The organism is Streptomyces sp. NPDC005728 (genome assembly GCF_040630895.1).
Lineage (GTDB): Bacteria > Actinomycetota > Actinomycetes > Streptomycetales > Streptomycetaceae > Streptomyces.
The window spans coordinates 63834-88403 of sequence record NZ_JBEXYL010000036.1; the positions used below are offsets into that span (position 1 = coordinate 63834).

Sequence of the window (24570 nt, forward strand, 5' to 3'; positions counted from 1 at the left end):
CTCATCGGCAGTGAAGTGCCGACTGCGCGCGCCGGGCAGCGGCGGTCAGCCCACCGGCGGTGTGCCGTGCGTGTGGAAGGACCCGATCGTCTTCAGTCCCCAGGCCTGCCCCTTGGCCCGCTCGGCCTCGGTCCAGGTGATGAGCGGCCAGTCGGGGGCCAGGACGAGCCGGGTCAGCGGGTTGCACAGCTCGATGCGGTTGCCGCCGGGCTCGTAGACGTACAGGAAGAACGTCTGCTGGATGGCGTGCTTGTGCGGGCCGGTCTCGATGAACACGCCGGTGTCGATGGCGAGATCGGCGGCGCGCAGGATGTCCTCGCGGGTGTCGGTCGCGAAGGCGATGTGGTGCAGCCGGCCCCTGGAGCCCGTCCAGTCCTCCGTGTACACGACGTCGTACGACTTGTGTGTGAAGGTCAGCCAACGGGCCGCGATCCGCCCGCTGTCGAGCCGGATCTGCTCGGTGGGCCGGGCCCCGAGGACATGCTCCTGGAACTCGGCACTGGCGAGCACGTCGGCGGCGAGGAAGTTGACGTGGTCGAGGCGCCGTACGCCCACGCCCCGGTTGGGCTTGGCCTGCGGCTGGTTCTTCAGCGCCGGTTTCAGCTCGTCGGGGGCCTGGTAGTACTCGCTCTCCCAGTACAGGGCGTGTTCGTGTCCGTCCGGGTCGGTCGTGACGTACAACGCGCCGATGCCGGGTTCGTCCTCGGCCCAGCGTCCGGTGCCGCCTGCCGCCTCGATCGCCCTGATACGGCGATGGAGGGCCTCCTCGCCGGAGGTGCGCAGCGCGAGCCGGCCGAGGCCGGACTGCGCGCGGGCGGTGAGGACCAGGCTGTGGTGCTCGTAGTCGTCGAAGGTACGCAGGTAGACGGTGTCGCTGTCCTCGCCGTTGACGGTGAGTCCGAGGTAGTCGGTGAAGAAGGCGACACTGGCGTCCAGGTCCGGGGTGAACAGCTGGGCGTGGCCGATATGGGCGATGTCACCGAGGGGCGGAGCCATCGTTGCCTCCAGAGGGTCGTGCGGGCGGGACGGGGGTCTCCCCGGGCTCGGGCGCGGCCGTGAGCTCGGGGGAGGCGGCGCGCGGGAAGACGGTGCCGTCGATGATCTTGCGCGCGGTGCGGATCACGGCGGTACGACGCGCCGTCGGAGGGAATGCGTCCGGGTCGACGGCCGCTTCGATGTCCAGGAAACCCGTGGGGTGCTCGATGCGGACCCGGTCGCCGCGCCGGGGCGGCGTGGCGATCCCCTCCCCCACCGCGCCGGGCAGCAGCAGCCCGGCCGCCACGCTCGCGGCGCCGAGGACGCCGATGGAGGTGTGGCAGCGGACGGGGATGAAGGTCCGGGTGGTGACCGCGCCGCCGGCGCGGGACGGGGCGAGCAGGGTGAGCTTGGGGACCGTGGCGGTCTCGACGTCGCCGAGCCCCATCAGCGGCCCGGCCGCCAGCCGGATCACGCACAGGCGGTCGGCGAGCGCCAGGTCCTCCTCCAGGTCCCCGGGTTCCTCGTATCCGGTGACGTTCAGCGCGGCGGCGGGGACGAGGACGGTCGGCATCCCGTTGTCGACGCAGGTCACCTCGATGCCGGCGACGGTGTCGCGGACCCTGCCCGTGGGCAGCAGCGGGCGGGCGCCGGGCGGGAACCCGATCGTCACGGGGGCGGCGGTGCCGGGGACGCCGGAGACTGCGGCGTCCCCGGCGTAGTCGACGCGCCCGCCCGGGGTGGGGAAGGCGGCGACGGCCCGCTCCCCCGTGTTCAGCATGCGGATGCGTACGGAGGTCTCGTCGTCCCCGGCGGCCACGAGCCCCCGCTCGACGGCGAACGGGCCGACCCCGGCGAGGATGTTCCCGCAGTTCTGACGGTCGCTCACCTCAGGGCGGTCCACGCCGATCTGGAGGAACAGATAGTCGACGTCGGCGGCCGGGTCGGCGGACGCCGAGACCACCGCCACCTTGCTGGTGAGCGGATGGGCGCCGCCGAGCCCGTCGATCTGTCGCGGATCGGGGCTGCCCATGATCCGCAGCAGCAGCTCGTCACGGGCGGCGGGGTCGGCGGGCAGGTCCTCGGCCAGGAAGTAGGCGCCTTTGGAGGTGCCGCCGCGCATCAGCATGCAGCGCACCTCCGCGGGGCCCGTCACGCCCCGGCTCCGTCGCGGACGGGCGCGCCGCCCCCGACGTGGTCCTCGTACGAGGCGTACGTGACACCCAGTTGCGCGAGCTTCTCTCTCAACCCGTAGCGGTCCAGGCCGAGTTGGCCGTCGTGGAAGGCGGCCCGGGAGGCGGCCTCCTTGGCCTCGCGGGCCGCGGACGCCTCGGCGGCCCGGCGTGCCTCCTCGCGCGGGACGACGATCACACCGTCGTCGTCGGCGAGGATCACGTCGCCGGGCCGGATCACCTGACCGCCGATGGCCACGGGTACGTTGACCGAGCCGCCGGTCGCCTTCACGGTGCCCTGCGCCGAGACGGCCGCCGCCCAGGCGGGGAAGCCGAGTCGGCGCAGTTCCTGGGTGTCGCGGACGCCGGCGTCGATCACCAGGCCCCGCACGCCGCGCCGCTGCAGGGCGGTGGCGAACAGCTCGCCGAACATGCCGTCGGTGGAGGGCGAGGTGGTGGTGACGACGAGGAGGTCGCCCTCGCCGCACTGCTCGACAGCCGCGTGGATCATGAGGTTGTCGCCGGGCCAGGACAGCAGGGTGACGGCGGCGCCCGCGACCCGGGTGCCCTGCTGGATCGGGCGCAGATGCGCAGGGAGGAGTCCGGTGCGGCCCATGGCCTCGTGCACGGTGGCGACGCCGTACCCGGCGAGGGCCTCGACGTCCTGGGCATCCGCCTTCGGCGGGCCGGTGACGATCACGCCGCTCACCCCAGCTCCTTGGCGACCTGCGGGTAGGGGCGCATGTAGGCCTCGGCCATCGTCTTGTGCGGCAGGCCGAGGTTGGGTCCCGCGTTGCGCTTGAGCTGGACCCCCCGGCGGACGGCGAGGTCGGTGTAGTAGTCCCACAGGTGCTGCTGGGCGCCCAGGCACTCCATCGCCTTGCGTTTCGTCTCCCACACCTCGGTGATGTCGAGCAGGACCTCGGGCCGGAAGCCGCTCATCTCGGGCTGGTGGGGCTCGAAGCAGAAGACGGGCGGGGCGCCGATGATCTCGCCGGGGCCGGGGTAGCCGATGGCCTGGGCGAGGACGCGGGCCTGCAGGGCCATACGGTGGGCGGCGGGGTGGTCGCCGTTGTAGGGGTCCTCGGCCGGATGGGTGAGCACGACGTCGGGCTGTGTCTCGCGGAAGAGGGCGACGAGCCGGTCGGTCAGCTCGGCACTGGCGACCAGCGGATAGTCGCCGGCGTCGAAGAAGCGCACCTCGGCGCCGAGGGTGGCCGCGGCCCGCTCCGCCTCCTCGCGGCGTATCGCCTTGATCTCCTCCAGCGTCTTCCCCGCACGCCACGCCTTGGCGGACTCGCCGCGCTCGCCGAAGGTCAGGCAGGCGACGGTGACCTGCTCGCCCCGGGCGGCAGCCAGGGCGATGGCTCCGCCCGCGCGCCATACGAAGTCCCCGGCGTGCGCGGTGACGACCGCAGTGGAACGTGGTGGGGAGGGGGGTCCCCCCGCTCGGGCGACGTCGAGAGCTGGGAAAGGCGCGGGGGCGTGCGTCATTGCGGAGATCTCCCTTTTCAGGCCCGGTTCACCGCAGGGGTGTGCCCCTGCGGTCCCCTTGCCTCGATGGACAGGTACGCGCCCGCCCCTCGTCCCGCGCGCGGTGCGTCAGTCGCTGAGCGCGTCGATCACGCCGGCGAGGTGGGCGCGGACGGCCGCTTCGGCCGCCTGCGGATCCCTGGTCCTGATCGCCTCGATCATCGCCAGGTGCTCGCTCAGGGACTGCTGCGGACGCCCCGGCCTGAGTGCCAACTGGAAGCGGTGGCGAACCAGTTGGGCGTTCAGCCGCTCCAGCAACTCGACGGCGGTCTGCTGCCCGGAGATCTCCCGGATCCGGTCGTGGAGTTGGTGGTTGAGTTCGGAGTACGTCACCGGCTCGCCGTCGGCGACGGCCTTCTGCATCGCCGCGCCGAGGTCGGCCAGCTCGGTCAGCTGCTCGTCGCTCGCCGCGACGGCCGCCTTGGCCGCACACAGCCCTTCCAGGACCATGCGGCACTCCGTGATCGCGACCGCTTCCTCCACGGTCACCACCCGCACCCGCGAGCCGCGGTTGCGGATCCGTTCGACCAGTCCTTGCGCCTCCAGATCGATCAGTGCCGCCCGGATGCTGGCCCGCGTCACACCGAACTGCTCGGCGAGTTCGTTCTCCACCAGCCGCTGGGCCGGTGCCATCTCGCCGTGCAGGATCGCCTGCCGCAGCAGCGTGAGCGCATGCTGTTTGGCCTGCTCTCCGGTGGTCGGACGGGCTTCCTTCGGCATCGTGCCCTCCCTGAGTGAGTGCTTGTCGAACCTAAATCTAGCCAGACAAGATTGTCAACAATTTTGTTCGCGCTTTCCGTAGTGTGCCTCAGTCCGCCCGGTACAGCTCCGTGAGCAGTTCGCGCACGGCCTGATGGGCCGGGTGCGGATCGTCCCGCCACCAGGCGAGGCGCACGGCGACGGGTTCGGCGTCGCGCACCGGCCGGTAGACGATGCCGGGCCTCGGATACTGGTTCGCGGTGGACTCGGCCGTCACCCCGATGCCGCGTCCGGCGGCGATGACGGTGAGCCAGTCGTCCACGTCGTGCGTCTCCTCGACGGCCGGCCGGGCATCGGCCGGCCACAGTTCCGGCGTGGCCGTGCCCGTGCGGCGGTCGACGAGGAGCGTGCGCCCGGCGAGGTCGGCGAGCCGGACGGAGCGGCGCCTGGCCAGGGGGTCGTCGGCGGCGAGCGCGCACAGACGCCGTTCCAGGCCGACCAGGGCGGTACCGAAGCGCCGGTCGTCGAGAGGACGGCGGACGACCGCGAGGTCGCAGGCAGCCTCGGCGAGGCCCGCGGACGGGGAGTTGACCCGCACCAGGTGCAGGTCGGTGTCGGGGTGCTCGGCGGTCCAGCGTCGCTGGAAGGCCACGGTGTGGCGGCCGAGCGCCGACCATGCGTAGCCGATCCGCACCCGCTCGTGCCCCGAGGTGGCCTCCCGGACCAGCTCGGCCACGTCCGCGAGCACCCGCCGGGCCTGCGCCAGCACGCGCAGCCCGGCCGCGGTCGGGGTCACCGCACGCGAGGTGCGCCGGAGCAGCCGTACGCCCAGGGCCCGTTCCAGGGAGGCCAGGGAGCGGGATACGGCGGCCTGGGAGACGCCGAGAGCGATGGCCGCGTCGGTGAAGGTGCCCTCGTCGACGATGGCCACGAGGCAGCGGAGCTGCCGCAGGTCGATGTCCGCGTCATACATGCGTTCAGCGTATAGATCGAGAGGTGCATGCATTTTGCGCAAGCATGTCGGCGGCGCACGATCCGGATATGCCTCAAGCTCTCGAACGCCCTGCCGCCGCGACCGGGCCCACGACCGCGTCCCGCTCCACGCCCCCGGCCCGGCGAACGGCCGGCGTGGCCACGATGTTCGGCAGCGGCCTGTCCAACCAGACCGGCGCAGCCATCGGGGCGCTGGCCTTCCCCGTGCTCGGGCCCCTCGGGGTGGTGGCGGTGCGTCAGTACGTCGCCGCGCTGGTCCTGCTGGCCGTCGGCAGGCCCCGGCTGCGGGCCTTCATCTGGCGCCAGTGGTGGCCGGTACTGCTGCTGGCGGCGGTCTTCGGCACGATGAACCTCACCCTCTACACCGCGGTCGACCGGATCGGCCTGGGTCTCGCGGTGACCCTGGAGTTCCTCGGCCCGCTCGCCATCGCGCTGGCGGCGTCCCGGCGCCGGCTGGACGCGGGGTGCGCGGTGCTGGCCGCGGCCGGGGTCGTCGTCCTCATGCGCCCGCAGCCCTCCGCCGACTACGTGGGGATGGGTCTCGGTCTGGTGGCGGCCTGCTGCTGGGCGTCGTACATCCTGCTCAACCGGGTCGTCGGCCGCCGCATCCCCGGCGCCCAGGGTGCGGCGGCCGCCGCCGCGGTGTCGGCGACGGCCTTCCTGCCCGTCGGGATCCTCGTCGCCGTACGGCACCCGCCGACGGCCGGCGCCGTGCTGTGCGCCGTCGCCGCCGGGGTGCTCTCCTCGGCCGTGCCGTACCTAGCCGACCTGCTCGCCCTGCGGACCGTGCCCGCACAGACCTTCGGGCTGTTCATGAGTGTCAATCCGGTGCTCGCGGCCGTGGTCGGCTGGGTCGTCCTCGGCCAGGGGCTCGGCGTGCCGGAGTGGGCGGGTATCGGCGCGGTCGTCGCCGCGAACGCAACCGCCATCCTGACCACGCGCACCTGACGACCGCCCCGGTACGGACGGCGGCGCCGGGCCGGTCCACAGCCACTCGCCGGCCGGCACCGGGAGCGGGTCGGCCCAACGCCACTGGTCGCCGGCACCGGACGCGGGCCGGCTCCACGACGCCCACCACCGACACCGACACCGGCACCGGCACCGGCACCGGCACCGGCACCGGCACCGACACCAGGCACGGGGCAACCCCGCCACCCACCACGAGCACCGAGCGCGGGCCGACCCCACACCACCCACCACGAGCACCAGGCACGCGCCAACCCACCCCAGCCCCTCACCTCGCCCGGACGCAGGTCAGCCCCACGCCACCCACCGGGTTCAGGTCAGCCCACCGCCTCCCAGCGCGCGCCCGCCGCGACGGACTGCCGCCACCGTCGGATCGTCTTGGGCGGCATCCCGACCGCGAGCGCTCCGGTGAGCCGGTCGCCATTGCGGTACGCGGCCACGAAGCGGCCCTCGGCCAAGTCGCCGCCGACGACGGCCAGTTCGTCGTGCCCGCGCAGGTACCCGTACGCCTGGATCCTCAGGTCGTACTGGTCCGACCAGAAGTACGGCACCGGCGCGAACGGCTTGCGCGCCTCGGGGTCGAGGAGGTGCCGGGCGGCGGCCATGCCCTGTTCGGCCGCGTGGATGCGGTGCTCGATCCGCATCGGCACACCGAAGTGCGGGTGGTGCCAGCGGGCCACGTCCCCGGCTGCGTACACACCCGGCGCAGCCGCGCAGTACGCGTCGCACACCACCCCGTCGGCCACGGTGAGCCCGCTGCCGGCCAGCCACTCCGTGTTGGGCAACGAGCCGACGGCGACCAGGACCTCGTCGGCCTCGACCTCCCGGCCGTCCCCGAGCCGCACGCCCTCCTCGGTCACCTCCCTGACCGTGACCCCGGTGCGCAGGTCCACGCCCCGCTCCAGGTGCACGCGGGAGAGCACCCGGCCCACCTCCTCGCCGACCACGTGCGCGAGCGGCACCGGCGCCGGTTCCAGCAGTGTGACCCGCGCGCCCAGCGTGACGGCCACGGCGGCGGCCTCCGTGCCCAGGAATCCGGCCCCGACCACCACCAGCCGTACCCCCGGCCGCAGCCGGTCCCGCAGGTTGAGGGCGTCGTCGAGGGTGCGCAGGACGTGCGCACCCTCCCCGGGCAGCCGGCGCGGACGCACTCCGGTGGCGATGACGAGTCCGTCGTACGGCAGTTGCCGGCCGTCGGCCAGACGCAGCGTACGCTCCGCCGCGTCCAAGCCGGTCGCGGCCGTGCCGAGCCGCAGGTCGAGGCCGAGTGCGGCCAGGCCGGCGGGCGGGCGCAGCCGCACCCGCTCCGGGGGCCACGCGGCGGCCAGCACCTGCTTGGAGAGCGGGGGCCGGTCGTAGGGCGGATGCGGTTCGTCACCGACGAGAGTGAGCGTGCCGTCGTACCCCTCGCGGCGGAAGGTCTCGGCCGCGGCGAGCCCGGCGGCCGAGGCGCCGACGACGACGATCCGGTTCACCGTTCCGCCAGGCGGATCGCGGCGGCCGGGCAGACCGCCACCGCCTCGCGGACCCCGTCGAGGGAGTCCTCGCCGGGCGTGGTGTCCAGCAGGAAGGCGATACCGTCCTCGTCCCGCTGGTCGAACACCTCGGGGGCGGCCAGCACGCACTGCCCCGACGCTACGCACTTGGGCTCGTCCAGTTCCACACGCATGGTCGTCTCCTTGCTGTACGAGTTCTCCGGGTGGGGCCGGGTCACCAGGCGACCGGCAGCTCGTGGACGCCGTAGATGAACGCGTCGTGCTTGAACGGGACGTCCTGGAGGTCGCCGGCGAGCCGCAGGGTGGGGATGCGGCGGTAGAGGGTGCCGTAGACGACCTGCAACTCCATGCGGGCCAGCGGCTGTCCGAGGCACTGGTGGACGCCGAAGCCGAAGGCGACGTGGCGGCGGGCGTCCCGGGTGAGGTCGAGGCGGTCCGGGTCGGGGAAGACCTCGGGGTCCCGGTTGCCGATCTCGTTGGCCATGATCAAGCCCTCGCCGGCCTTGAGGACCTAGCCGGCGATCTCGATGTCCTCGGTGACGGTGCGGCGCCGGCCGAGGTGGGTGATGTGCAGGTAGCGCAGCAATTCCTCGACGGCTCCGGCGACGAACCCGGCGTCGTCGCTCTCGCGGAGCAGGGCGAGCTGATCGGGGTGCCGGAGCAGGGCGAGCGTGCCGAGGGCGATCATGTTGGCGGTGGTCTCGTGGCCCGCGACGAGCAGCAGGAGGGCCATCTCCGTCGCCTGCTGGTCGGTCAGTTCGCCGGCGGTGACGCGTCCGGCGATGCCTGAGAGCAGGTCGTCCCGGGGCGCGGCGATGCGCGCGCCGATGAGGCCGGCGAGGTAGGCGGCCACCTCGCGGCTCGCCTGTCCGCGCTGCTCGGGTGTGGCGTCCCGGTGGACCATGGTCCTGGTGTGGTCCTGGAAGAAGGCGTGGTCGTCGTAGGGCACGCCGAGCAGCTCGCAGATGACCAGGGAGGGGAGGGGCAGGGCGAACGCCTCGACGAGGTCCGCGGGGCCCGGTCCGGCCAGCAGGTCGCCGATCAGGCCGTCCACGATGCGCTGGACCGCGGGCCGCAGCGCCTCGACGCGTTTGACGGCGAAGGGGGCCGTCACCATGCGGCGCAGCCGGGCGTGTTCGGGGTCGTCCATCATGATGAAGCTGAGCTTGCCCTCGCCGGCGGACGGGCTCGCCTTGGTCGGGTAGCCGGGGCGGTCGGGATCCGCGCTGACCCTCGGATCGCCGAGCAGCGCGCGCTGGTCGGCGTAGCAGGTGACCAGCCAGGACTCGCTGCCGTCCCACTGCCGCACCCTGACCAGCGGGGCCCGCTCCTGCAGCTCCTTCAGGGCAGGCGGCGGGTCGAAGGGGCAGCGGGCCGCCCTCGGCATCGGGAACTCGGGGACCAGGGGGTCGGACATGACCTCTCCTCGGTGGTGGGGGACTCCGGGATGAGCACATGCAAACAGAGCAGGCTGACCGCTTCCGGTGCGTCTCCTGACCGAACCCTGACGTGATGCAGCTCACGACAGGAAGTGAGCGAGCCTCAACGAGGCGGAGTGGAAAGGACGTTCAGACGGCGTCGCCGAGCCAGTAGCCGAATCCTCGGCGCGTGTGGATCAGCGCGGGCTCATCGCGGTCCACTTTGCGCCTGACGCGGGAGACGAGTTGCTCGATGGCGTTCTCGCCGCGGAACTCGCCCCACACGCACTGGCTGATCTGCTCCTTGGAGAGCACCTTGTGGGCATTGACGAGGAGATGGCGCAGGAGCCGGTACTCGGCGGGGCTCAGGTCGAGCGTGCGGCTCCCTCGGCCGACCCGGCAGGTCGCGTCGTCCAGCACCAGGTCGGCGTAGTGCAGCGCGCTCCCCCGCCGTCCGGGGTCACCGGAGGTGCCGGTGCGCAGTAACACCTGGATCCTCGCCAGGACTTCGGCGATCCGGACGGGTTTGGTGACGCAGTCGCGCTCGCCCGCTCCGAGGGCGGGGACGAGCCGGGGCAGCACGGCACAGCCGGCGAGCAGGAGCACCGCGGGACGGTAGGCGACCGCTCCCACGCGCGCCAGGTCGGCCAGCCCCGGCAACTCCGCGTCGACCAGGACCAGTTGGTAGGGGCGTTCCCTGAGCCGCCGGGCGATGTCCGGCCCGGTGTCCGCCGTGCCGATCCGGTAGCCCGCCAACTCCAGCGTGGTGGCGAGCAGTTCGGCGGCGTCCGGTTCGCCGGCGGCGACCAGGAGATGCTGTCCGCCGCCACGGACGGATGCCTGGAGATCTGCGGGCATGACCACCACCCTCCTCTCCCGCCTGCCTGACACAGACGGCCCATGAGCTTGCTTGACTCAAGTAACCCACATATGCTTGCCTAACTCAAGCAAGCTGGCCCGGGCGTCCACCGCCCGCCCCCGCTCACCCCCTGACCTCCGGAAAGCGAGTCACCCCATGGCCACCATGAAGTCCGTACGGACCGCCGGCGTCGGCGAGGTCGAGGTGGTGGACGTCGAACGTCCCGAGCCCGGGCCGAAGGACGTCCTCGTGAAGATCCGGGCCTGCGGGATCTGCGGCACCGACGTCACCTTCCTGCACATGGGCGGCATGCCGGCCCGCGCCCACCTCGGAGGCGACCTGGTCCCCGTCGCCCTGGGCCATGAGCCGGCCGGCGAGATCGTCGCGGTCGGCGCCGAGGTCGCGGGTCTGAAGGCGGGCGACCGCGTGGTGGTCGATCCGCAGGCCGCGCCCACCGGCATCATCGGCTGCGGCGGCCGGTACGGCGCCATGAGCGAGTACCTGCTCGTCGAGAACGCCGAAGTGGGCCGCAGCGTCGCGGTGTTCCCCGACACCGTGCCCTTCGAGGTCGCCTCCCTCAACGAGCCGATGGCCGTCGCCCTGCACTGCGTCAACCGGTCCGCGGCCCGTCCGCAGGACAAGGCGGTGGTGTTCGGGGCCGGGCCGATCGGGCTCGGGGCCGCCATCTGGCTGAAGCTGCGCGGTGTCGAGCACGTGGTGGTGGTCGACATCCTGCCCGGACGCCTGGAGAAGGCCCTCGCCGTCGGCGCGGACGCCGTGATCGACTCCGCCGAGGAGGACGTGGTCGCCCGGCTGACCGAGTTGCACGGACCGGGCGCCAACGCGCTCGGCCAGCCCCGGCCGGGCACCGACGTCTACATCGACGCCGCCGGTGCCGCCGCCGTCTTCAACACCGTCGTCGCGTCGGCGAAGTGGGGCGCCAAGCTGGTCATGGTGGCCGTGCAGAAGGAGGGGTCCGAGATCGACCTCGGGGGCATGCTGCGCAGCGAGCTGACCCTCGTCGCCTCGCAGGGCTATCCGACCGAGATCTTCGAGGTCACGCCCCAGCTCGTCGAGCACCACGAGCGCTTCGCGCAGCTGATCAGCCACCGGGTCCCGTTCTCCGCGGCCGAGCGGGCCTTCGAGCTGGCGCGAACACCGGGGGCCGGGGAGAAGATCGTGGTGACCTTCGATGCGTGAGGGGTCAGCGGGCGCCGCCGACCGGCGCCAGCCACAGCCCCACGATCGCGTCGGCGAGCCCGCCGGCGACCTCGCTCCAGGTCGCGCGCGGGGTCGCGCTGCCCTCGGCGAGGGCCCTCTCCCGCTCGGCACAGGTGTGCAGGATCAGTACCCGGACCATCTGGCCGCGTTCGGCGCGCACGTCGGCGGGCAACTCGGGCAGGGTGCGGTTCAGGCCGTCGATCGCCTCCCGCAGCGCCGGAGAGGTCAGGGACTCCTCGACCACGATCTCGTGCAGCGCCGGGTCGGTCATCACCTGGGCGCAGAACCGGGCGTACCAGGTGGGGCTGCCCAGCCCGGCGAGGTGCTCGGTCACCGGGCGCACCAGGCAGTCGACCCAGTCGCGTACGTCGGCGGAGTCGCCGACCGCCGCCAGAGCCCGTTCCCGCAGCACCTCGACGGGCCGGGCGTGCCGGCGTGCCACCGCGCGGACCAGGTCGGCCTTGGTGCCGAAGTGGTAGCCGACCGCGGCGTTGTTGCCCTGGCCGGCGGCCTCGCTGACCTGGCGGTTGGAGACGGCGTACACGCCGTGCTCGGCGAACAGCCGTTCCGCCGCGATCAGGATCGCCTCCCGCGTCGCGCTGACCTGTTCCGCCCGCGCCGTCCTGCGCGCCATGCTCACCACCGCTCCGGGACTGCGCATCGCCCTGGTGCGGCCAGTCCCGCGCGCCGCTCCAGGTCCTCGACCGGGGCGGCGAGGTCCAGCCAGGGAAGCCTACGGGGCGCGCCGCACCCTTGACCGCCGGGCCCCGCGCGCCTCGCCTCCGCACACCGCTAAAGTAAGTCAATCACTTGACTTAAATATCCTCGTTCCTCAGTGCTACGGAAGGTCCGTTTCTCATGTCCGACGCCCCCGTCCGGTCCGCCGAGGCCGGCAGAGCCGCCTCGCCGCGTGCGAACGCCGTGGTCGCGGTGCTCGCTCTCGCCGGTATCACCGTGTCGCTGATGCAGACCCTGGTGATCCCGATCGTCCCCGAGCTGCCCGTCTATCTGCACGCCTCGGCGTCCAACGCCGCCTGGGCGGTCACCGCAACGCTGCTCGCCGCGGCGGTCGCCACTCCGGTGGCCGGCCGGCTCGGCGACATGTTCGGCAAGCGGCGCCTGCTGCTGGTCAGCCTGGTGCTGCTGGTGGCCGGCTCGGTGGTCTGCGCGCTCAGCGACACCCTGGTCCCGATGATCGTCGGTCGTGCCCTCCAGGGTCTCGCGGCCGCCGTGGTGCCGCTGGGCATCAGCATCATGCGCGACGAACTGCCGCCGGAGCGGCTGGCCGGCTCGACCGCGCTGATGAGTGCCTCGCTCGGGGTCGGCGGTGCCCTCGGTCTGCCCGCCGCCGCCTTCATCGCCGACCACTTCGACTGGCACGTGCTGTTCTGGACCTCCGCTGTCCTCGGCGTCGTCGCCTTCGCGCTGGTGCTGACCCTGGTACCCGAGTCCCGCGTGCGCACCGGCGGCCGCTTCGACCTCGTCGGCTCGCTCGGCATGGCGGTCGGACTCGTCTCGCTGCTGCTGGCCGTCTCCAAGGGCGCCGACTGGGGCTGGGGCAGCGGCACCACGCTGGGTCTGTTCGCGCTGGCGGTCGTCGTCCTGCTGGCCTGGGGCCTCTTCGAACTGCGGACGGCACAGCCGCTGGTCGACCTGCGCACCACCGTCCGCCGCCAGGTGCTGTTCACCAACCTGGCCTCGATCGCGTTCGGCTTCTCGATGTTCGCGATGTCCCTGGTCCTGCCGCAGCTGCTCCAGCTGCCCACACAGACCGGGTACGGCCTGGGCAGGTCCATGATGACCGTGGGTCTGGTGATGGCCCCGCAGGGCCTGGTCATGATGGCCATGGCACCCGTCTCCGCCCTGATCACCAAGTCCCGTGGGCCGAAGATCACGCTGATGATCGGCGCGGTCATCGTGGCGGCCGGGTACGGCCTCAACATCGTGCTGATGAGCGAGGTCTGGCATCTGGTCCTGGTGTCCTGTGTCATCGGCGCGGGTGTCGGCTTCGCCTACGGCGCCATGCCCGCCCTGATCATGGGAGCCGTGCCCGCGTCGGAGACCGCCGCCGCCAACAGCCTCAACACGCTGATGCGGTCCATCGGCACCTCGGTGGCCAGCGCGGTCGCGGGCGTGATCCTCGCGCAGATGACCGTCGACCTGGGCGGTCACGCTCTGCCGTCGGAGAACGGATTCAAGGTCGTCATGGCGATCGGTGCCGGTGCCGCCGTCCTGGCCTTCGTCCTCGCCTCCTTCCTGCCCCGCCACCGCCCGGCAGACGTCGGCCCCGCCCCGGCGGCGATGGAGGCTTCCACCGAAGCCGTGGCCTAGGCACCAACGGCCCGGCTTCCGGGGAGCAGCCTCCGGGGAGCGGTCGCGCCGTCCGGTTCACCCTCGGGGAGACCGTTTCTCCTGGCGGGCAAGGGGGCGGGCCGTGTCCGGCGGGCCGCCCCACGGAGCGGCCGAGGCCCGGCATCCGTCGCCCGGTCGCCGTGCTCGGCGGTACGACGACCATGACCAGCCCCGCCGGGGCCCGACCGACCGAGGTGGAGTTGCCGTGCGTGTGGTGATCGCCGAGGACAACGCCCTGTTGCGCGAGGGGCTGGTCCTGCTGCTGACCTCCGCCGGGCACGAGGTGGCCGGGGTCGCCGGCACGGGTCCGGAGATCCTTCCGGCGCTGCTGTCCCACCGCCCCGACATCGCCGTACTGGACGTACGGATGCCGCCGCACTTCCGCGACGAAGGTCTGCGGGCGGCTCTCGACGCGCGCCGGCACCTGCCCGGACTGCCGGTGCTGGTGCTCTCGCAGTACGTCGAGGAGTCGTATGCCGCCGAGTTGCTGAGCGGCGGCGCCCGCGGCGTGGGCTACCTGCTCAAGGACCGGGTCGGCCGGGTCGACGAGTTCCTCGACACGCTGGAGCGGGTCGCGGGTGGTGGCACGTCCCTCGACCCGGAGGTGGTGACGGAGCTGATGACCCGCCGCCAGGACTCGCCCCTGGACGCGCTCACCCCGCGCGAGCGTGAGGTGCTGCACCTGATGGCCGAGGGCCACGACAACACCACCATCGCCCGGACCCTCGTCATCACCGAACGCTCGGTCAGCAAGCACATCGGCAACGTCTTCCTGAAGCTGGGGCTGCCGCCCAGCGACATCGGGCACCGCCGGGTGCTGGCCGTGCTCGCCTATCTGCACCACGCGTGAGCGGCGGGCCCGGCCACCGAGGCCACCGGACCGCGCGCCCCGGACGGAGGACGGACCCCATGACGATCCGTGTGCTGCTCGCCGACGACCAGGCCCTGCTGCGGGCCACCTTCCGGATCCTGATCGACACCTGTGACGGCATGGAGGTGGTGGCGGAGGCGGCGGACGGCGCCGAGGCCCTCGCGCTCGCCCGTGCGCTCCGGCCGGACGTGGTGCTGATGGACATCCGGATGCCCGGCCCGGACGGCCTGGCCGCCACCGCCGCCGTCTGCGGCGACCGGAACCTGACCGGCACCCGGGTGCTGATCCTGGCCGCCTTCGACGCCGACGAGTACGTCGTCCAGGCGCTCAGGGCAGGGGCGAGCGGCTTCCTGTGCAAGGACGTCACCGCCGCGGAGCTGCTCGCCGGCATCCGCGCGGTGGCCGCCGGGGAAGCCCTGCTCTCCCCCGCCGCCACCCGGACGCTGATCACCCGCTTCCTGGCTGCACCGGACTCCGGCGACCGCCCTCCCGTTCCCGGGCGGATCGCCGCGCTCACCGCCCGGGAACGGGAGGTGACGGCGCTGGCGGCGCAGGGCCGGTCCAACCAGGAGATCGCGGCGCGGTTGTTCGTGTCCCCGCTGACGGTGCGCACCCACGTCCACCGGGCCATGACGAAACTGGCGGCCCGCGACCGCGCCCAACTCGTGGCGCCGGCCTATCAGTCGGGCCTCGTGGCGGCCCGGCCCGAGGCGGCGGGCCGCTGAGACGGGCCCGTTCAGGGGAACCGGCGCCGAAAGGCGCGTGAGGGCGCCCGCAGCGGTCGACACCTTCAGCCGTGACCGCCGTGACCCTGCCGCTCGTCGTGCCGATGCTCGCCACCCCCGGCAGGCTGCCGCCCGCCGCCCAGGACGAGCGGTGGGCGTACGAGACCAAGCAGGACGGCCAGCGCGCGATGATCTATCTGCCCGGCGACGGCAGTGTGCTGCTGCGCGCCCGCTCCGGCGAGGAGATCACCGCCGCCTACCCCGAACTCCGGCCGCTCGGCGACGTCCTGGGCGCCACGGCCGCCGTCCTGGACGGCGAGGTACTGGCCCTGGACGAGCGGGGCCGGGCGGACTTCCAGCTGCTGCAGAGCCGGATGGGGCTCGCCCACTCCCCCGCGCGAGCGGCTCGCCGGGCCGCCCAGGTGCCGGTCCACCTGGTGCTGTTCGACGTGCCCTACCTGGACGGGCCGCTGCTGGGGCTCCCCTATACGCGGCGGCGGGCGCGGCTGGAGGAGCTGGGCCTGGCCGGGTCGCACTGGTCGACGCCGGCCGCGGTGACCGGGCACGGCGCCCAGGCCCTTCGCGCGACCCGGGAGCACGGTCTGGAAGGGCTGGTGTGCAAGCGGCTGGACTCGGTGTACGAGCCCGGGGTGCGCTCCCGCGCCTGGATCAAGATCCGCAACATGCGCAGCGAGGACGTGATCGTGGGCGGCTGGCTGCCCGGCAAGGGGCGGCTGACCGGGCTGCCGGGCGCGCTGCTGGTCGGCCAGCGGGCCGGCGGCCGGCTGCGGTACGTCGGCGGGGTGGGCACCGGCTGGAGCGAGGCGGAGCGGACGGAACTGGCCGCACTGCTGCGGGCCGCCGCGAGCAGCCGGTGCCCCTTCGACCCGGTGCCGCGGATCCCGGACGCCCGCTGGGTGCTGCCCCGGCTGGTCGGCGAGGTCAGCTACAGCACCCGGACCCGGGCCGGGATGCTCCGCCAGCCGTCGTGGCTGCGGCTGCGCCCGGACCTCGCACCGGAGGATTCGTCCGCGGAGGTCCCGGAAGACCTCGGCTGAGGCGACGCGACACCTGTTGGGCGGGGCTTCATCTCTGCAACGCCGGGGACGTCTTGGCAGCGACACCCTCGGCCGGGATGCTGAACTCCCCTGCGCCCCGCCGCTGTTGGAGGTCCCATGTCGTCGTTCGCATCCCGTGTCCGGCGCGGCAGATGGCTCGCCGCACTGGCCGGTGCCACCGCCCTCGTCGTCGCCTTCCCCACCTCCGCCTTCGCCGCCCCGCCCCGGGCACTGCCCGGCAGCGCCGAGCCCGCCGAGCTGACGTACCAGCCGGCCTTCGACTACGACACGGACGGTTGCTACCCGACGCCCGCCATCGGCTCCGACGGCACGGTCAACGGCGGCCTGAAGCCGACCGGCGCCCTCAACGGGGCGTGCCGGGACGCCTCCGACCTGGACAACACCAACAGCTACTCGCGCTACAGGTGCAACCACGGCTGGTGCGCCTATCTGTACGGCCTCTACTTCGAGAAGGACCAGGCGGTGGCCGGCAGCAGCATCGGCGGGCACCGGCACGACTGGGAGCACGTGGTGGTGTGGGTGCAGGACGGGCAGGTGCGGTACGTGTCGACGTCCAACCACGGCTCGTTCACGGTGCACCCGGTCTCCGAGGTCCGTTTCGAGGGCGGCCACCCGAAGATCGTTTACCACAAGGACGGCATCAGGACGCACTGCTTCCGGCTCGCGGGCGGGAACGACGAGCCGCCGGAGAACCACAGGCACACCTGGCAGTACCCGCCGCTGGTCGGCTGGAACGGCTATCCGGCGGGCCTGCGCGACAAGCTGAGCGCCTACGACTTCGGCAGCGCCAACTTCGGCCTGAAGGACGCGAACTTCGCCTCCCACCTCGCCTCGGCCAAGCCGTCCGGGATCGCCTTCGACCCGAACGCCTGAGGGCCGGCAGACATCCGATTCTGCGCAGGGGGCATGACGGACCGTCGCTTCCGAGGGTCTATCGTGTCCCCATGTCCGTCCCGGAACTCATCCGAATCGTCTCCCGTGACTCGCCGATGGCCCTCGCCCAGGTCGAGCGTGTGCGCACCGAGTTGGGGGTGCTGCATCCGGGGATGCGCACCGAGGTCGTGCCCGTGAAGACCACGGGGGACAAGTGGCTCGGCGACCTGTCCCAGGTCGAGGGCAAGGGGGCGTTCACCAAGGAGGTGGACGCGGCCCTGCTGGCCGGGGAGGCGGACCTCGCGGTGCACTGCGTCAAGGACGTGCCCGCCGACCGGCCGCTGCCCGCAGGCACGGTGTTCGCCGCGTTCCTCGAGCGGGACGACATCCGCGACGCGCTGGTGCACCCGGGCGGACTCACCCTCGACGAGCTGCCGGCCGGCACCCGGATCGGCACCTCGTCGGTGCGCCGGGTCGCCCAACTGGCCGCCACCCACCCGCACCTGGAGTGCGTCCCGTTCCGCGGGAACGCCAACCGGCGGCTGGCGAAGCTGGCTGCCGGCGAGGCGGACGCGCTGCTGCTCGCGGTGTCCGGTCTGGAGCGGATCGGCCGCCAGGACGTGATCAGCGAGGTGCTGTCCACGGAGGCGATGATGCCCCCGATCGGCGCGGGCGTCCTCGCCCTGCAGTGCCGGGAGGGCGACAGCGAGCTGATCGACGCGGTCAGCGGACTCGGCGATCCGGACACCCACCGGGAGGCCACGGCCGAGCGGATGTTCCTGCATGTGCTCCAGGGGCACTGCAACAGCCCCATCGCCGGTTTCGCGCGCGTGGACCGCAGCGGTGAACTCTCCCTGCGGGCCTGCGTGTTCACCCCGGACGGCAAGACGCGGCTGAACGCGCACGAATGGGCGGGGCGGCTGGACGCGGCCACGCTCGGCACCTCGGTCGCGGTGTCGCTGCTGCGGCAGGGGGCGCGGGAGATCATCGACGGCATCCCGCACTGACCCGCGTCAGGCGCTGCCCGGCTCCGTCTGGTCCTTCAGGAAGGCGCTGACCTGGTGGGCCAGGCTGCTCTGCCCGGTGCCCGCGGGGGCGGCCGCCGCGGTGCCCTCCAGGACACCGATGCCGCCCGCCCACAGCCGGCGGTCGGCCCACTCCTCGTCCACCCGCAGCTGGACCTGTACGTCCACGTGGGTGAGGGAGGCTTCGGGGGCGGCCGCGTAAAGCACGGCGGTGGCCCGGCGCAGCGGATAGACGTCGAAACCCTCGATGAACTGGGAGTTGCGCCAGTCGATGAACGCGCCTTCCCCGTCCGGTCCGACCCGGATGTCCATCTGACCGTCCTCGAGGTGGATGCCGTAGTGCCGCGCACCGCGGTTCTCGACCGTCACCCGGACAGTGAAGTACGTCAGCCCGGCCGCGGCGTCGTCCCGTCCGCGCGGCGGCTCGGCCGCCTCCAGACGGTGGACGCGGACCCGCAGACCGGCATGCTCGTCGTACTCGTGCCAGTCCCCGACCACGTTCGGCTCGTACACAGTGTCCCTCTCGACCTCAGAGGGTTGCTGTCTATCTGTGCTCTCAGCGCACTGTCAAATGAGCAGAATGCGCTGTGGCCAGGGGGTTCGCCCGCTTTGATCGGTGATCAAAGCGCTGCCCAGGAAGAATCCCGTCACCGGGGTCCCGGGCGGCCCGCGGGTGCGTGCCGCACATCACGTCCGGCGGCAAGATCAGCGGGCCAGTCGGCCGAGCAGCGCGGAGGCCGCGGTGATCCCTAGGGCGGCGGCCACTGTCAGCACGCCGAAGTCGGCGGCGAGGTGGGCGGGCGTGCCGAGCAGGAGGCCGCGCAGGGCGTCGACCTGGTAGCTGAGCGGGTTGACCTTGCTGACGGCCTGGAGCCAGCCCGGCATCACCGAGACGGGGTACAGGGCGTTGGAGGCGAAGAACAGCGGCATGGTGACGGCCTGGCCGAAGCCCATCAGCCGGTCACGGCTGAGGACGATGCCGGCGATGGTCATCGACAGGCAGGAGAAGAACGCGGAGGCGAGGACCACGGCCGCGGCCACGCCGAGCAGCTTCAGCGGGTTCCAGGTGAGGGCTACGCCGAGCAGGGCGGCGATGACGATGACGACGACGGCCTGGACCAGCGACTTCACACCGGCCGCGAACGCCTTGCCGGTGATCAGCGCCGAGCGCGGGGTGGGGGTGACGAGGAGCTTGTTCAGGATGCCGGCGTCCCGTTCCCAGATGATCTGGATGCCGTAGAAGATGGCGATGAACATCGCGGACTGGGCGATGATGCCGGGCGCCAGGTAGTCGGTGTAGGGGATGCCTCCGGTGGGTATCGCCCGGATCCGGGTGAAGGTCTGGCCGAAGATCAGCAGCCACAGGGCCGGCTGGACCGCCCGGGTGTACAGCTCGGTGCGGTCGTGGCGCAGCTTCTGCAGTTCGACGGCACACATCGCGACGACCCGGGCGGGCAGCAGCCGCCAGCCCGCGCGGGGCCGGGGCGGGCTGAGCAGCAGGGCCGTGCCGGCGGCGGTGGCGTCAGCCGACGCGGTGCGCGGTGCGGCGGGTGCTTCGGACATCGCGGAAACCTCCTCCGGAGTCGAGGCCGCTGCCGGCGATGTCCCGGAAGACGTCCTCCAGCGTGGGCAGGGTGTCCGTGCCGCGGCGTTCGGCGAGCCCCCTGCACAGCTCGGCCGGGGTGCCCAGGGCGCGGACGCGGCCGCGGTGCATCAGACCGACCCGGTCGCAGTACTGGTCGGCCTCGTCCATGTAGTGGGTGATGACCAGGACGGTCATGCCGGTGGCGGAGCGGACGGCGTCGATGTGCTCCCAGACGCCGGTGCGGGCGATCGGGTCCAGGCCGATGGTGGGCTCGTCCAGGATGAGCAGCCGGGGCGCGCTGACCAGGGCCTGGGCGAGTTCGAGGCGGCGGACCATGCCGCCGGAGTAGGTGCCGGCGAGCCGGTCGGCGGCGTCGGCGAGGCCGACGGCGGTCAGGGCCTGGGCGACGCGTTCGGCGCGCTCGCGGCGCGGCACGTCGAAGACCCGGGCGAACAGGGCGACGTTCTCCCGTCCGGTGAGCCCGCTGTCGGCGGACAGCTGCTGCGGGACGTAGCCGAGGAGGCGGCGTACCGCCATGCGCTCCTTGGCGGCGTCGTGCCCGAAGACCCGGACCATGCCGGCCGGGACCGGGAGGAGCGTGGTGATGCAGCGGATGGCGGTGCTCTTGCCGGCGCCGTTGGGGCCGAGCAGTCCGAACACCTCGCCCTCGCGGACGGCCAGGTCGAGTCCGTCGACCGCCCTGGTGTCCCCGAAGGAGTAGGCGAGGCGGGTGCAGGTGACGGCTTCGGCGGGCGGTGCGGGGGTGTCGCTCGTCATGTCTCCTCGGCCTCCTCGTACAGGGTGACGGCCAGCTTGCGCAGCGCCGGGAGGGCCGCCTGCAGGGCCTCCCGGTCGGCCTCGTCCAGCCGGGCCAGGTGCCTGCCGACCAGTTCGGTCCGGCGGCGCTGCCAGTCCCGGAGCCGCCTCTCGGCGGCCTCGGTGAGCAGCAGCCGGGCGGCCCGCCGGTCTGCCGGGTCGGTCTCGCGGGTCAGGTAGCCGTCCCGGACGAGGTGGTTGACCAGGGTCGACACGGAGTTGCCGGCCAGGTGCAGTTCCCTGGCGGCATCCGAGATGCGGAGGCCGGGCCGGCTCTCGACCAGCCGCAGCAGCTCCACCTCGGCGCCGCGCAGGCGCGGCAGGGTCAGGCCGCCGCGCAGCCGGCGCCGGATCAGCCGCTGGATCCGTACGAGCGCATCGGCCAGCTCTTCCGGGAACTCGGATTCCACTCTCGAAGATTACCTCTGACACAGAGGTATTGCCTCCCGAGAGGCGGTCAAGAGGGAGCCTGATATGCCCCGTATCTACCAGATTGTTTCGCTGTAGGCGCCAGCGGGAATCCCACCGACAGTGCTTCGGACAGGAGGCACGTCCGTGGGAGCCGGCTCCGGCCGGACGCCCCGGTGCCCTCTCCATGGTCCGAGCGCACGTCCCACGGTGTCTGTCGACCCAGCACCTGTTGAGAGAAGTGCGCACCATGCCTGTCAACAGCAGTTCGAAGCCCCACCCCCATGACGACGCCCCCGACACGGTCGAGTCCTTCGAGCGGCTCGCACAGCTGGCCGACGGTCCCGGACGCCGGGCGCTCCGGGACGAGCTGGTCCGGCTCTGGCTCCCCATGGCCGAGCGGATCGCCGTACGGTTCCGCGGTCGCGGGGAGTCCCTGGAGGACCTGTACCAGGTGGCCGCCCTCGGCCTGGTGAAGGCCGTCGACCACTACGACCCGGCCCGCGGCCGCGCCTTCGAGGCGTACGCGGTGCCCACCATCACCGGCGAGATCAAGCGCCACTTCCGTGACCACATGTGGACGCTGCATGTGCCGCGCCGGGTGCAGGAGCTGCGCAACCGGGTCCGCGGCGCCCTCAGGGAACTGGCGCAGACCACGTCCGGGCGGCCGCCCACCGTCGCCGAGATCGCCGACCACACGCGGCTCAGCGAGGACGAGGTGCGCATCGGCATGGAGGCTCTGGAGTGCTTCTCCGCGCTGTCCCTGGACGCCGGGCTGACCGGAACGGAAGGGTACGCGCTCGGGGACTCGCTCGGCGGGCAGGACCCCGGCTTCGACCTGGTGATCGACCGCGCGGCGGTCAAGCCGTGCCTCCAGGCCCTGCCCGAACGCGAGCGCACCATCCTCTACCTGAGGTTCTTCGGCGGAATGACCCAGAGCCGGATCGCCCAGCAGCTGGGCATCTCGCAGATGCACGTCTCCCGGCTGCTCAGCGGCTGCTTCGACCGGCTGCGGGAGGAACTGCTCGCGGAGACCGGCTGAGCACTCGTCGACCGGGCCACAGCTCGGCGACCCGGTCGGGCTCCGCCTTCGCCATGCCTCCCTCATGCTCACCCGGCCGGCCGTACACCACCGGGGTACTCGACAGGCAGCGCACCCCTTTCCGGTTGGACACTGGTGCCAGACCGGTCTCCGCCGGACCCCGAGACCAGGACGCGACTGCCATGAACGAAGACAAACCTGCCGACGGTGGACGCAGGACGAGGGAGGTCGTCTCCACGCACTCCGTCTTCGGCGCCCCGTGCTGGGTGAGCCTGACCAGCCGCGACCTGGGGGCCACCCAGGAGTTCTACACCGCCCTGTTCGACTGGCGGTGGCGTGGCGCCAAGCTCGGCGAGCACTTCCGGATCGCGCTGGCCGACGGTGTGCCCGTCGCCGGGATCGCCGCGGTGGCCGCCATGTGGCAGATGGCGGTCGCCTGGACCCCGTACTTCGCCGTGGCCGACGCGAACGAGGCCGTGTCACGGGCCCGGGAGCGCGGCGGTACGGCCGCCGTCGGGCCCCTGTCGTTCCCGCCGGGGCGGGCGGCGCTGCTCGCCGACCGGGACGGGGCCACCTTCGGGATCTGGGAGGGAGAGCTGGTCGGCAACTGGGAGGCCTGGCGGCGGGCGGCCCCGACCTTCATCCGGCTGCACACCCGTAACGCCTTCGATTCCGCGATCTTCTACGGCGAGATCCTCGGCTGGGCCACCGGCACACCGGGCTGCTGCGAGGTGGAGTACGAGGGCGGCGAGGTGGTCCTGCGCAGCAGGGGCGACGTGGTGGCGCGCATCGACTCGGGCGCCGTGGAGGCTGCTCCGGATCCCTCCGTGCGGCCGCACTGGCAGATCCACTTCGCGGTGGCCGACGTGGTGGGCTGCGCCCGGACCGCCGAGAAGCACGGCGGCAGCGTCCTGAGCGAGGAGGAGGACGAGGCCATCCTGCGGGACCCGGACGGCGCACAGTTCACGGTCACGTCCCGCCGCTCGCACTGACGGGGCTCGGCGGATCGTGCCGCAGCGGCCGGTCGAGGACCCCGTCTCCGGGGAGGCCGCCCGGGTCAGGTCGCCGGCGGGCCGGTGCTCGCGGGCTCGTTCGCCCGGTCACCCACTGCGGAACGGCCGCGAGAGCAGGACCAGGCTGCGGGGTTCCACGCGGAGCCGGGTGCCTGCCTTGCGTTCGCGTTCGTCGGGGATGTCCTCCGGGGCGGCGGTGTCGATCAAGGTCGTCCAGCGCTCGCCGTAGGACTCGTCGGGGAGGCGGAAGTCGACGGGTTCCCAGTAGCCGTTCAGCAGCAGCAGGAAGGAGTCGTCGATCACCCGTCGGCCGTAGGCGTCGCGTTCGGCGATCGCGTCGCCGTTGAGGAACACGCCGACGGAATGGGCGTCGCCACGCTGCCAGTCCCGGTCGGTCATCTCGCGGGCGTCGGGGCGCAGCCACATCAGGTCGGGCAGCGGCTGGTCGGCGTTGGTCGCGGTCTCCCCGCGGAAGAAGCGGCGCCTGCGCAGTACGGGATGCCCGGCGCGCAGATTGACGACGTACCGGGTGAAGTCCGTGAGGTTCCGCTGTTCGTCCGTCAGCTCCCAGTCGATCCAGGAGACTTCGCTGTCCTGGCAGTAGGCGTTGTTGTTGCCGCGCTGGGTGCGGCCCAGTTCGTCGCCGTGGCTGAGCATCGGGATGCCCTGGGAGAGCAGCAGCGTGGCGAGCAGGTTGCGCTGCTGGCGGGCGCGGAGTTCGAGGACGGCAGGGTCGTCGGTGTCGCCCTCGGCGCCGCAGTTCCAGGACCGGTTCGTGCTCTCGCCGTCCCGGTTGCCCTCGCCGTTGGCCTCGTTGTGCTTGTCGTTGTACGACACGAGGTCGCGCAGCGTGAAACCGTCGTGTGCGGTCACGAAGTTGACGCTGGCGCGCGGTCGGCGCCGGCTGTGCTGGTACAGGTCGGAGGAGCCGGTCAGCCGGGAGGCGAACTCGCCGAGCGAGCCGGGTTCCGCCCGCCAGAAGTCCCGTACGGCGTCCCGGTAGCGGCCGTTCCACTCCGACCACAGCGGCGGGAAGTTGCCCACCTGGTAGCCGCCCTCCCCCACGTCCCAGGGCTCCGCGATGAGCTTGACCCGGCTGATCACCGGGTCCTGCTGGATCAGGTCGAAGAACGCCGACAGCCGGTCCACCTCGTGGAACTGCCGGGCCAACGTGGCCGCGAGGTCGAAGCGGAAGCCGTCGACATGCATCTCGGTGACCCAGTACCGCAGCGAGTCCATGATCAGCTGGAGCACGTAGGGGTGCCGCATCAGCAGGCTGTTGCCGGTGCCGGTGGTGTCGTAGTAGTGCCCCCAGTCGCCGTCGACCAGGCGGTAGTAGGAGGCGTTGTCGATACCCCGGAAGGACAGCGTGGGCCCCATCTCGTTGCCCAGGTCGCCCGGCCGGCAAAGCCGAGCGGGAGCGCGGCCAGCTTGGCGGTACGGGTGACC

Annotated in this window: 24 protein-coding genes and 2 pseudogenes; 10 read left to right on the forward strand and 16 right to left on the reverse strand. The window is 72.5% G+C overall.

Going from position 1 to position 24570, the window contains the following annotated elements:
- Positions 1-45: 45 nt before the first annotated feature.
- The 6 genes from ABZ471_RS24220 to ABZ471_RS24245 form a co-directional block, all read right to left on the reverse strand.
- Positions 46-996, reverse strand: a complete 951-nt coding sequence (locus ABZ471_RS24220) for a VOC family protein (protein WP_359068886.1) — start codon at positions 994-996, stop codon at positions 46-48.
- Positions 977-2131 carry a 4-oxalomesaconate tautomerase gene (locus ABZ471_RS24225; protein ID WP_359068888.1) on the reverse strand — a complete coding sequence of 385 codons (1155 nt, stop codon included), beginning with the start codon at positions 2129-2131 and terminating at the stop codon, positions 977-979. The genes ABZ471_RS24220 and ABZ471_RS24225 overlap by 20 nt, the downstream gene beginning before the upstream one ends.
- The gene (locus tag ABZ471_RS24230; RefSeq protein WP_359068890.1) at positions 2128-2856 is read right to left on the reverse strand and encodes a 4-carboxy-4-hydroxy-2-oxoadipate aldolase/oxaloacetate decarboxylase; all 729 of its coding nucleotides are present in this window, start codon (positions 2854-2856) and stop codon (positions 2128-2130) included. The genes ABZ471_RS24225 and ABZ471_RS24230 overlap by 4 nt, the downstream gene beginning before the upstream one ends.
- Positions 2853-3641, reverse strand: a complete 789-nt coding sequence (locus tag ABZ471_RS24235; RefSeq protein WP_359068892.1) for a PIG-L deacetylase family protein — start codon at positions 3639-3641, stop codon at positions 2853-2855. Before ABZ471_RS24235 ends, ABZ471_RS24230 begins: the two co-directional genes overlap by 4 nt.
- A 108-nt stretch (positions 3642-3749) precedes the next feature.
- Positions 3750-4400 carry a GntR family transcriptional regulator gene (locus ABZ471_RS24240; protein ID WP_359068894.1) on the reverse strand — a complete coding sequence of 217 codons (651 nt, stop codon included), beginning with the start codon at positions 4398-4400 and terminating at the stop codon, positions 3750-3752.
- Positions 4401-4488: 88 nt separating this feature from the next.
- Positions 4489-5352, reverse strand: a complete 864-nt coding sequence (locus ABZ471_RS24245) for a LysR family transcriptional regulator (RefSeq protein ID WP_359068895.1) — start codon at positions 5350-5352, stop codon at positions 4489-4491.
- A gap of 68 nt (positions 5353-5420) precedes the next feature.
- Here ABZ471_RS24245 and ABZ471_RS24250 point away from each other — a divergent pair, with 68 nt between their 5' ends.
- Positions 5421-6320 (forward strand): EamA family transporter, encoded by a 900-nt coding sequence (locus ABZ471_RS24250; protein ID WP_359068896.1) that lies wholly within the window; start codon positions 5421-5423, stop codon positions 6318-6320.
- Positions 6321-6655: 335 nt separating this feature from the next.
- Here the strand turns inward: ABZ471_RS24250 and ABZ471_RS24255 are convergent, their stop codons facing one another.
- The 4 genes and pseudogenes from ABZ471_RS24255 to ABZ471_RS24270 form a co-directional block, all read right to left on the reverse strand.
- Positions 6656-7813 carry an FAD-dependent oxidoreductase gene (locus tag ABZ471_RS24255; RefSeq protein WP_359068898.1) on the reverse strand — a complete coding sequence of 386 codons (1158 nt, stop codon included), beginning with the start codon at positions 7811-7813 and terminating at the stop codon, positions 6656-6658.
- The gene (locus ABZ471_RS24260) at positions 7810-8007 is read right to left on the reverse strand and encodes a ferredoxin (protein WP_359068900.1); all 198 of its coding nucleotides are present in this window, start codon (positions 8005-8007) and stop codon (positions 7810-7812) included. Before ABZ471_RS24260 ends, ABZ471_RS24255 begins: the two co-directional genes overlap by 4 nt.
- A gap of 41 nt (positions 8008-8048) precedes the next feature.
- Positions 8049-9251 (reverse strand): annotated as a pseudogene (locus ABZ471_RS24265) (cytochrome P450).
- A gap of 151 nt (positions 9252-9402) precedes the next feature.
- On the reverse strand, positions 9403-10110 hold the full coding sequence (locus tag ABZ471_RS24270) for a response regulator transcription factor (protein WP_359068902.1): 708 nt from the start codon (positions 10108-10110) through the stop codon (positions 9403-9405).
- A 157-nt stretch (positions 10111-10267) separates the two neighbouring features.
- On the opposite strand from ABZ471_RS24270, the gene ABZ471_RS24275 reads away from it, so the two are divergent.
- Complete coding sequence (locus tag ABZ471_RS24275) at positions 10268-11311, forward strand: zinc-binding dehydrogenase (protein WP_359068904.1); 1044 nt, start codon at positions 10268-10270, stop codon at positions 11309-11311.
- A 4-nt stretch (positions 11312-11315) separates the two neighbouring features.
- Here the strand turns inward: ABZ471_RS24275 and ABZ471_RS24280 are convergent, their stop codons facing one another.
- A complete protein-coding gene (locus ABZ471_RS24280) occupies positions 11316-11966 on the reverse strand; it encodes a TetR family transcriptional regulator (RefSeq protein ID WP_359068905.1) in 651 nt (216 codons plus the stop codon).
- 224 nt (positions 11967-12190) lie between these two features.
- Here ABZ471_RS24280 and ABZ471_RS24285 point away from each other — a divergent pair, with 224 nt between their 5' ends.
- The 6 genes from ABZ471_RS24285 (at position 12191) to hemC (ending at position 18239) form a co-directional block, all read left to right on the forward strand.
- Positions 12191-13663: an MFS transporter gene (locus tag ABZ471_RS24285; protein WP_359068907.1), complete on the forward strand. Its 1473-nt coding sequence runs from the start codon at positions 12191-12193 to the stop codon at positions 13661-13663.
- A gap of 226 nt (positions 13664-13889) precedes the next feature.
- Positions 13890-14534: a response regulator transcription factor gene (locus ABZ471_RS24290; protein ID WP_359068909.1), complete on the forward strand. Its 645-nt coding sequence runs from the start codon at positions 13890-13892 to the stop codon at positions 14532-14534.
- Positions 14535-14593: 59 nt separating this feature from the next.
- Positions 14594-15280 carry a response regulator transcription factor gene (locus ABZ471_RS24295; protein WP_359068911.1) on the forward strand — a complete coding sequence of 229 codons (687 nt, stop codon included), beginning with the start codon at positions 14594-14596 and terminating at the stop codon, positions 15278-15280.
- An 80-nt stretch (positions 15281-15360) separates the two neighbouring features.
- Positions 15361-16338, forward strand: a complete 978-nt coding sequence (locus ABZ471_RS24300) for an ATP-dependent DNA ligase (RefSeq protein ID WP_359068931.1) — start codon at positions 15361-15363, stop codon at positions 16336-16338.
- A 117-nt stretch (positions 16339-16455) separates the two neighbouring features.
- The gene (locus ABZ471_RS24305; protein ID WP_359068913.1) at positions 16456-17232 is read left to right on the forward strand and encodes an NPP1 family protein; all 777 of its coding nucleotides are present in this window, start codon (positions 16456-16458) and stop codon (positions 17230-17232) included.
- 71 nt (positions 17233-17303) lie between these two features.
- Positions 17304-18239, forward strand: a complete 936-nt coding sequence (hemC, locus tag ABZ471_RS24310; protein WP_359068914.1) for a hydroxymethylbilane synthase — start codon at positions 17304-17306, stop codon at positions 18237-18239.
- Between the two features lie 6 nt (positions 18240-18245).
- Here hemC and ABZ471_RS24315 read toward each other — a convergent pair whose 3' ends face one another.
- From ABZ471_RS24315 to ABZ471_RS24330, 4 genes are all read right to left on the reverse strand, one after another.
- Complete coding sequence (locus ABZ471_RS24315) at positions 18246-18770, reverse strand: hypothetical protein (RefSeq protein ID WP_359068915.1); 525 nt, start codon at positions 18768-18770, stop codon at positions 18246-18248.
- Between the two features lie 192 nt (positions 18771-18962).
- Positions 18963-19820 carry an ABC transporter permease gene (locus tag ABZ471_RS24320; protein ID WP_359068917.1) on the reverse strand — a complete coding sequence of 286 codons (858 nt, stop codon included), beginning with the start codon at positions 19818-19820 and terminating at the stop codon, positions 18963-18965.
- The gene (locus ABZ471_RS24325) at positions 19780-20619 is read right to left on the reverse strand and encodes an ATP-binding cassette domain-containing protein (RefSeq protein WP_359068919.1); all 840 of its coding nucleotides are present in this window, start codon (positions 20617-20619) and stop codon (positions 19780-19782) included. Before ABZ471_RS24325 ends, ABZ471_RS24320 begins: the two co-directional genes overlap by 41 nt.
- Positions 20616-21068: a MarR family transcriptional regulator gene (locus ABZ471_RS24330; protein ID WP_359068920.1), complete on the reverse strand. Its 453-nt coding sequence runs from the start codon at positions 21066-21068 to the stop codon at positions 20616-20618. The genes ABZ471_RS24325 and ABZ471_RS24330 overlap by 4 nt, the downstream gene beginning before the upstream one ends.
- Positions 21069-21316: 248 nt before the next feature.
- Between ABZ471_RS24330 and ABZ471_RS24335 the strand changes: the two genes are divergently transcribed.
- Both ABZ471_RS24335 and ABZ471_RS24340 read left to right on the forward strand, forming a co-directional pair.
- Positions 21317-22108, forward strand: coding sequence for an RNA polymerase sigma factor SigF (locus ABZ471_RS24335; protein WP_359068922.1), 792 nt, complete (start codon positions 21317-21319; stop codon positions 22106-22108).
- A gap of 182 nt (positions 22109-22290) precedes the next feature.
- The gene (locus tag ABZ471_RS24340; protein ID WP_359068923.1) at positions 22291-23100 is read left to right on the forward strand and encodes a VOC family protein; all 810 of its coding nucleotides are present in this window, start codon (positions 22291-22293) and stop codon (positions 23098-23100) included.
- Positions 23101-23208: 108 nt separating this feature from the next.
- Here ABZ471_RS24340 and ABZ471_RS24345 read toward each other — a convergent pair.
- A pseudogene (locus tag ABZ471_RS24345) lies at positions 23209-24570 on the reverse strand (glycogen debranching enzyme); the annotation flags it as partial.

What these genes read in the sequence shown, in the direction of transcription:
- ABZ471_RS24220 (WP_359068886.1), bottom strand. Translation starts at nt 996, where the DNA reads ATGGCTCCGCCCCTCGGTGACATCGCCCATATCGGCCACGCCCAGCTG.
- ABZ471_RS24235 (WP_359068892.1), bottom strand. Translation starts at nt 3,641, where the DNA reads ATGACGCACGCCCCCGCGCCTTTCCCAGCTCTCGACGTCGCCCGAGCG.
- ABZ471_RS24240 (WP_359068894.1), bottom strand. Translation starts at nt 4,400, where the DNA reads ATGCCGAAGGAAGCCCGTCCGACCACCGGAGAGCAGGCCAAACAGCAT.
- ABZ471_RS24245 (WP_359068895.1), bottom strand. Translation starts at nt 5,352, where the DNA reads ATGTATGACGCGGACATCGACCTGCGGCAGCTCCGCTGCCTCGTGGCC.
- ABZ471_RS24250 (WP_359068896.1), top strand. Translation starts at nt 5,421, where the DNA reads ATGCCTCAAGCTCTCGAACGCCCTGCCGCCGCGACCGGGCCCACGACC.
- ABZ471_RS24260 (WP_359068900.1), bottom strand. Translation starts at nt 8,007, where the DNA reads ATGCGTGTGGAACTGGACGAGCCCAAGTGCGTAGCGTCGGGGCAGTGC.
- ABZ471_RS24270 (WP_359068902.1), bottom strand. Translation starts at nt 10,110, where the DNA reads ATGCCCGCAGATCTCCAGGCATCCGTCCGTGGCGGCGGACAGCATCTC.
- ABZ471_RS24275 (WP_359068904.1), top strand. Translation starts at nt 10,268, where the DNA reads ATGGCCACCATGAAGTCCGTACGGACCGCCGGCGTCGGCGAGGTCGAG.
- ABZ471_RS24280 (WP_359068905.1), bottom strand. Translation starts at nt 11,966, where the DNA reads ATGGCGCGCAGGACGGCGCGGGCGGAACAGGTCAGCGCGACGCGGGAG.
- ABZ471_RS24285 (WP_359068907.1), top strand. Translation starts at nt 12,191, where the DNA reads ATGTCCGACGCCCCCGTCCGGTCCGCCGAGGCCGGCAGAGCCGCCTCG.
- ABZ471_RS24295 (WP_359068911.1), top strand. Translation starts at nt 14,594, where the DNA reads ATGACGATCCGTGTGCTGCTCGCCGACGACCAGGCCCTGCTGCGGGCC.
- ABZ471_RS24305 (WP_359068913.1), top strand. Translation starts at nt 16,456, where the DNA reads ATGTCGTCGTTCGCATCCCGTGTCCGGCGCGGCAGATGGCTCGCCGCA.
- hemC (WP_359068914.1), top strand. Translation starts at nt 17,304, where the DNA reads ATGTCCGTCCCGGAACTCATCCGAATCGTCTCCCGTGACTCGCCGATG.
- ABZ471_RS24320 (WP_359068917.1), bottom strand. Translation starts at nt 19,820, where the DNA reads ATGTCCGAAGCACCCGCCGCACCGCGCACCGCGTCGGCTGACGCCACC.
- ABZ471_RS24325 (WP_359068919.1), bottom strand. Translation starts at nt 20,619, where the DNA reads ATGACGAGCGACACCCCCGCACCGCCCGCCGAAGCCGTCACCTGCACC.
- ABZ471_RS24335 (WP_359068922.1), top strand. Translation starts at nt 21,317, where the DNA reads ATGCCTGTCAACAGCAGTTCGAAGCCCCACCCCCATGACGACGCCCCC.
- ABZ471_RS24340 (WP_359068923.1), top strand. Translation starts at nt 22,291, where the DNA reads ATGAACGAAGACAAACCTGCCGACGGTGGACGCAGGACGAGGGAGGTC.